At 69.1% G+C, this 6,531-nt stretch carries 6 protein-coding genes; 1 reads left to right on the forward strand and 5 read right to left on the reverse strand.

The features are described 5' to 3' along the window. Positions 1–5 precede the first annotated feature (5 nt). The 5 genes from K8V84_RS13435 to K8V84_RS13455 are packed head-to-tail and all read right to left on the reverse strand — an operon-like array spanning position 6 to position 4,978. Positions 6–323, reverse strand: coding sequence for an L-rhamnose mutarotase (locus K8V84_RS13435; RefSeq protein ID WP_304074634.1), 318 nt, complete (start codon positions 321–323; stop codon positions 6–8). 15 nt (positions 324–338) lie between these two features. Beyond that, complete coding sequence (gene rhaS, locus K8V84_RS13440) at positions 339–1,400, reverse strand: rhamnose ABC transporter substrate-binding protein (protein ID WP_304074635.1); 1,062 nt, start codon at positions 1,398–1,400, stop codon at positions 339–341. Then, a complete protein-coding gene (locus tag K8V84_RS13445) occupies positions 1,397–2,431 on the reverse strand; it encodes an ABC transporter permease (protein WP_304074637.1) in 1,035 nt (344 codons plus the stop codon). Before K8V84_RS13445 ends, rhaS begins: the two co-directional genes overlap by 4 nt. Then, a complete protein-coding gene (locus tag K8V84_RS13450) occupies positions 2,421–3,449 on the reverse strand; it encodes an ABC transporter permease (protein WP_304074641.1) in 1,029 nt (342 codons plus the stop codon). Before K8V84_RS13450 ends, K8V84_RS13445 begins: the two co-directional genes overlap by 11 nt. Before the next feature lie 2 nt (positions 3,450–3,451). Then, the gene (locus K8V84_RS13455; RefSeq protein ID WP_304074638.1) at positions 3,452–4,978 is read right to left on the reverse strand and encodes a sugar ABC transporter ATP-binding protein; all 1,527 of its coding nucleotides are present in this window, start codon (positions 4,976–4,978) and stop codon (positions 3,452–3,454) included. A 256-nt stretch (positions 4,979–5,234) separates the two neighbouring features. On the opposite strand from K8V84_RS13455, the gene K8V84_RS13460 reads away from it, so the two are divergent. Beyond that, positions 5,235–6,323 (forward strand): LacI family DNA-binding transcriptional regulator, encoded by a 1,089-nt coding sequence (locus tag K8V84_RS13460; protein WP_304074639.1) that lies wholly within the window; start codon positions 5,235–5,237, stop codon positions 6,321–6,323. Positions 6,324–6,531 lie beyond the last annotated feature (208 nt).

Genomic DNA, 6,531 nt, shown 5'->3' on the forward strand with positions numbered 1-6,531 from the left:
GCCCTCTAGGGCAGATGGAAGATCTCGGTCAGGGGGATCATCCCCTCGTCGGGGCGTCCGTCCAGGCCCTCGAAGAAGGGCTCCATCTCCGCCTGCCAGCGGGCGTTGACCTCGGTCCGGGCCATGGCCTCACGGGCCGCTTCGAAGTCCTCGGTCTCCAGGTAACCGATCACCATGCCCCGTTCGTCGGCGAACAGCGAGTAGTTGTGCCAACCGCTCTCCGACAGGGCCCGACGCATCTGCGGCCACACTTCGGCGTGGCGCCTGCGGTACTCCGCCAACCGGTCCTCGCGCACCTTCAACACGAAACACACTCGTCGCACGCGTCCCCCTTCGGGTCAGAAGTCGAAGTCGTCGACGTTGTCGGCGTCGAAGACCAGCGGCGGGCCCAGCACGACCTCACCGTCGGTCTCGAACGTGAACTCGCCCAGTTCTCCGGCGGTGAAGGTCTCCCCCTGCGCACCCGTGATCTGCCCGGCCTTGAGCGCGGCACCGGTGTACCCGGCCAGGTAGCCCAGCTCGTGCGGGTTCCACAGCGCGAACCCGCCGACCGTGCCGTCGTGCACGAACTCGCGCATCTGGTTGGGCGTGCCCAGGCCCGTCACCACCAGTTCGCCCCGGTACTCGGAGTCGCTGACGTAGCGGGCCGCGGCGGCCAGGCCGACGGTGGTGGGCGAGACGACCGCGTCCAGGTCCGGGTGGGACTGCATCAGCCCCTGCATCTCCTGGAAGGACTCCAGGTCGTCGTCGTTACCGTAGACGGTGTCCACCAGTTCCAGGTCGGCGTACGCGTCCTCCTGCAGGATCTGCTCCATCTCCTCGATCCACGCGTTCTGGTTGGTGGCGTTGGGCGTGGCCGAAAGGACCGCGAAGGTGCCCTCGCCGTCGAGCTGTTGCTCGACCATGTCCACCAGGGTCTGCCCGATGAGCTGGTCGGTGGACTGGTTGACGAACACGTCGGTGCAGTTGGCGTTGGAGTCGTAACCCACGATGACCGCACCGTTGTCGCGCGCCTCGTTCAGGGACGGGCACACGGCGTCGGGGTCGTTGGCGGCGATGACGATGACGTCGCTGCCGGCCTGGCTGGCGGCGTTGATGTACTCCACCTGGGAGTCGGCGGTGGCCTCGGTACCGCCCCGTTCGGTGGCCACACCGCCCACTTCCTCGACCGCTTCCCGCCCCCCGGCGTCGACCAGGTCGAAGAACGGGTTGTTGAGCTGCTTGGGCAGGAAGTCGATGGCCAGACCCTCGGGGATCTCCGCGTCCGGGTCGGCGGTTCCCGTGGGCCCTTGGGCGCCCTCGTCCTGGACGTCGTCGATGGTGGTGCCGCCACAGGCGGTGGCCAGCAGCATCACCGCCGCGGTCGCGGCGAGGAACAGGTGGCGTCGGGGGTCGATCATGGTGTGTCTCCCTCGGGGGTACGGGATTCGAGTGGGCGTGCGCGCCGGGAGCGGACCCGGGCCACGAGGTTGGGTGTGACGACGGAGGCGATGAGGATCGCGCCGGTGACGATGAGCAGGACGTCGCTGCTGACGCCGAACAACTGCAGGGCGTTGCGCAGGACACCGAGCAGCAGCACTCCGCTCATCACCCCCAGGATCGAACCGACCCCGCCGAAGATGGACACCCCGCCGAGCAGGACGGCGGCCACGACCTGCAGTTCCAGGCCGAAGGCGGTGTCGGCGCGTGAGGTGCCGTACTGCAGGGTCCAAAAGAGCCCCGCCGAGGAGGCGACCACGCCGCTGAGCGTGAACAGCCAGAACTTCGTCCACCTCACCGACACCCCGGAGAAGCGGGCGGCCTCGTCGTTGTTGCCGATGTCGAACAGGGAGCGACCGGTGCCGGTGGCGTGCAGGAACACCGCGAACAGTAGGGCGAGCACGAGGATCGCCACCGCGATCCAGGGCAGGCCCTCGACTCCGGGGAAGGGTGCGCGAGCCCCGCTCACCCAGTTCTGCGGGTAGCCGGCCACGGCCCGATCCCCGAGCAGCACGTAGGCCAGACCCCGGTACAGGGCCATGGTGCCGATGGTGACCGCCAGGGAGGGCAGCCCCATCACGGTGACCAGTACCCCGTTGAAGGCGCCGAGCAGGGCGCCGACCACCGGGCAGATCACCAGGGCCGTTTCGATCGGCACACCGGACTCCCACAGCACACCCAGGGTCGCGCTGGTCAGGGCCAGGGTGGAGGCCACCGACAGGTCGATCTCCCCGGTGATGACGATGAGGGTCATCGGCAGGGCCATGAGCGCGATGGCGGCCACGCTCAACAACAGGAAGCTCGTGTTGCGACCGGTGGCGAACACGTCGACGAACATCGACGCGCACAACAGCGCCACCACCAACGCGCCGACCACGGGGGCCTCACGGGCCGACAGCAGGGTTCTGAACCTTCCGGGGGCCGGGGAAGGGGCGATGGTGTCAGGAGCCACGGGGACCTCCTCGAAGCCTGCGCGCCGAGCGCAGCGCCAGCAGTCGATCCAGGCCGATGGCGGCCAGGATGAGCGCACCGACGACGGCCTGGTGCCAGAACTGGTCGATCCGCCAGATGGGCAGAGCGGCGGTGATGGTGGTGAGCAGGATGGCGCCCAGGGCCGCGCCGTAGACGGTGCCCACTCCCCCGGCGATGGCCACGCCGCCCACGACGGCGGCGGCCACCACCTGCAACTCCATACCGAAACCGACGGTGGAGTCGACGGTGCCGTAGCGGGCGGCGAAGAGGACCCCGGCCAGACCGGCCAGGGCGCCGTTGGCGACGAAGGCCGCCAGGACCCGGCGGCCCACGGGAATGCCGGACAGGCGGGCCGCCTCGACGTTGGAGCCGATGGCGTACAGTTCGCGGCCCGAGCAGTAGTGGGACAGGAACAGGCCCACACCGACGACCACGACGATGGCCACGGCGGCGGGCAACGGCACGCCCAGGAGACTCGACCGGCCCAGTCCCAGGAAGGCGGAGGGCATGTCGTGGGCGTTGACCTGGCCACCGTCGGCCCACCAGTGGCCGAGCCCACGGAAGGCGTAGAGCGTGCCCAGGGTGACGACCAGCGCGGGCACCTGGGCGAAGGTGACGAGGAAACCGTTCACCAGACCGCACAGGGCGCCAAGGGCCACACCGGCGATGAGCACCGCGGGGACGGGGAGCCCGGGGAAGGCGACGAAGAGGGTGCCGGCCCCGAAGGCCGACAGGCCCATCACCGAACCGACCGACAGGTCGACGTTCTTGGTGATCAGGACCAGCGCCTGACCCACGGCCAGGACCGACAACACGGTCGCGCCGAGGAAGAGGTCGCGCACGCCCTGACTGGAGAGGAACCCGGGGTTGTTCAGCCACGTGGCGGCGATGAGCAGGACCACGGCCAGGAGCACGCCGAGTTCACGGACCCTGCGGGTGCGCCGGACGCGCCCGGTCGTGGCGGACACGGCCGGGGCGTCGGTGTGGGTGTCGGTCACCGTCACGTCGTCCCCTTCCCCGCGGTCGTTCCGGTGGCCGCGTACATGACGGACTCCTCGGTGGCCTCGGATCGGTCGAGTTCGGTGGTGAGTCGGCCCTCGTGCATCACCAGGACACGGTCGGCCATGCCCAGGACCTCGGGGAGTTCGCTGGAGACCATCACCACGGCCACGCCCTCCCCTGCCAGGGTGGTGAGCAGGCGGTGGACCTCGGCCTTGGTGCCCACGTCGATCCCGCGGGTGGGTTCGTCGACGAACAGGATCCGCGGTTCGGTGGACAGCCACTTGGCCAGGACGACCTTTTGCTGGTTGCCGCCGGACAGGGTGGAGACCATGTCCGCCAGGTCGCCGAACTTCAGGTGCAAACGCTCGCCCCAGTGGTGGGCCGCCTCGTTCTCCGCCCGCGAGGTCAGCAGACCGGCGCGGCTGAGCGGGCGACGGCGGGTGGCGGTGGCGTTGCGGGCGATGGAGGACTCCATGACCAGCCCCTGCCGGCGGCGGTCCTCGGGGACCAGGGCCATGCGGGCGGCCATGGCGGCCTTGGGCCGACCCGCGGGAAGCACTCGACCGTGCACCCGGACCGTGCCCAGGTCGTAGCGGTCCACCCCGTACACGGCGCGTACGACCTCGCTCCGCCCGGCGCCCACCAGCCCGGCCAGCGCGACGATCTCGCCGGCGCGCACCGTGAAGGAGACGTCGGCGAAGACCCCCTGACGGGTGAGTCCCTCCACCTCCAGGACTGTCTCACCGATGGTCGTTTCCTGCTTGGGGTAGAGGTCGTCGACGTCGCGGCCGACCATGCGGCGCACCACGGTGTCCACCTCCAGGTCGTCGGTGGGGTCGCAGGAGACGAAGGCCCCATCGCGCACGACCGTGACCCGGTCGCTGAGGGCGAACACCTCCTCGAACCGGTGGGAGATGAACAGCAGAGCCGCTCCGGCGTCGCGCAGGGACCGGGCGACCCGGAACAGGCGTTCGGCCTCCACCCCGGACAGCGCGGCGGTGGGTTCGTCCATGATCAGGACCCGGGCGTCGCGGGTGATGGCCTTGGCGATCTCCACGAGTTGCTGGTCGGCGATGGAGAGTCCGCGCGCGGGGCGTTCGGGGTCGACCTCCACACCCAGACGGGTGAAGGCCTCCCCGGTAAGGCGCCGCATGCGGGTCTTGTCGACGGTGCCCCAACGGGTGCGGGGCTGGCGGCCGACGAAGATGTTCTCGGTGACCGACAGGTCCGGAAAGAGGGTGGGTTCCTGATAGATGACCGCGACTCCGGCCCGTTGGGCGTCGACGGGTGCGGCGAACTCGACGGGTGCGCCGTCGACCAGAACGTGGCCGTCGTCGGGACGATGCACCCCGGCCAGGGTCTTGACGAGGGTGGACTTACCGGCCCCGTTCTCCCCGACGAGGGCGTGGATCTCGCCCGAGTGGAGTTCGAGGGACATGTCCCGAAGGGCGCGGACGCTGCCGAAGGCCTTGCTCACGTCGGCGAGGGAGAGGACGGGCGGACCCGTGGGGCCTCGAACCGCCATGCTGTCCTCCTTCCGTTGAGGACTCGCGTCGAGGTCGATACGCGGGAGGGATCGATACGTGGAAGAGGGCGGTGGACAAAACGTTTTAAGATGAGGGTGATGTTAATTAGGCCACAGACAGCCGTCAAGGCATCCGGGAAACATCCTGATAATGGGTGTGGATCGCCTACGACCCCGCCCTGCACGGAGAAGAGCGCCCCTCAGCCCTGAGCCACTTGTACGATTGGCATTGACACGTTTCAATCACGGTGTGACCATGAGCGCACCCTCCAGGCTGGGAGTACCGCACGTGCCCGAGAACCCGAACCCCACCGCGACCCGGCGTTCCGTCGGCATCACCCAGGTCGCAAAGCATGCTGGGGTCTCGCCCGGGACCGTGTCCAACGTCCTCAACCGCCCCGAACGGGTGGCGACGGAGACCAGGGAACGCGTCGAGGCCGCCATCCGCGAACTCGACTACGTGCGCAACTCCTCCGGCAGCAACCTGCGGTCCGGGCGCAGCGACTGCGTGGGACTGCTGGTCTTGGACGTGACCAACCCCTACTTCACAGAGGTCGCGCGCGGGGTCGAGGACGAGGCGGTGGAGTCCGGCCTGGCGGTGCTGCTGCTCAACTCCGCCGAGGAGCACAGCCGCCAGGAGCGCAACCTGCGCCTGCTCGCCGGACAGCGCGCCGCCGGCGCGGTCGTCATGCCCATCGACGACGACCTGTCCGACCTTCGCTGGCTGAGCAAGCAAGGGATCCCCTGGGTCGCACTCGACCGCGGCGACGTGCCCATCGAGGAAGGATGCAGCGTCAGCGTCGACAACGAGGCCGGCGGGCTGGCCGCCGGTCGCCACCTCATCGGACTCGGCCACGAACGGATCGCGTTCCTGACCGGCCCCTTCTCCATCGACCAGGTCCACCGCCGCCACCAGGGCCTGCTCCAAGCCGTCACCGAGGCGGGCCTGGATCCGGATACGGCCCTCGACCTGGTGCACGTGCCCCAACTCAACCCCGAACAGGGCGAGAAGGCCGTGGACTCCGTCCTGGCCGGCGGGCCACGCCAGCGTTCCACCGCCGTGTTCTGCGCCAACGACCAGCTCGCCCTGGGATTCCGCAAGGGCCTCGGGCGGCGTGGCCTGCGCGCCCCCGAAGACATCTCGGTGATGGGCTACGACGACATCGACGTCGCCGCCCTCGTGCACCCCGGGCTCACCACGGTCGCCCAGCCCAAGTACAAACTGGGGCGCACGGCGATGAGTCTGCTTCGGGAGCACTTCGACAACCCCGACCACAGGCACGAGCGCCGGCTCTTCACCCCCGAGATCGTGCTACGCGGTTCGACGGCCGCGCATCGGGCCTGAGTTGGGCTGAGTTCGCTGAGCCGGCTGAACTGAAGGTTGTACATGTATCGGTTACGATCTTGGTTCGGTGCGGGTTTAAAACGATTCACTTTGGCGTGAGGGTGGGGCGCCTGGGGTTTTTGGCTCTTGGGGTTGTCGGGCGGGGTGGGGGTGGGTTCTTCCTCCTTCCCCGCCGCGTGATTGTTGCCGCCCGCACCGCACGCCTCAA

The sequence above is a fragment of the Nocardiopsis listeri genome (assembly GCF_020741345.1).
GTDB lineage: Bacteria > Actinomycetota > Actinomycetes > Streptosporangiales > Streptosporangiaceae > Nocardiopsis > Nocardiopsis listeri_A.

What these genes read in the sequence shown, in the direction of transcription:
- K8V84_RS13455 (WP_304074638.1), bottom strand. Translation starts at nt 4,978, where the DNA reads ATGGCGGTTCGAGGCCCCACGGGTCCGCCCGTCCTCTCCCTCGCCGAC.
- rhaS (WP_304074635.1), bottom strand. Translation starts at nt 1,400, where the DNA reads ATGATCGACCCCCGACGCCACCTGTTCCTCGCCGCGACCGCGGCGGTG.
- K8V84_RS13460 (WP_304074639.1), top strand. Translation starts at nt 5,235, where the DNA reads ATGAGCGCACCCTCCAGGCTGGGAGTACCGCACGTGCCCGAGAACCCG.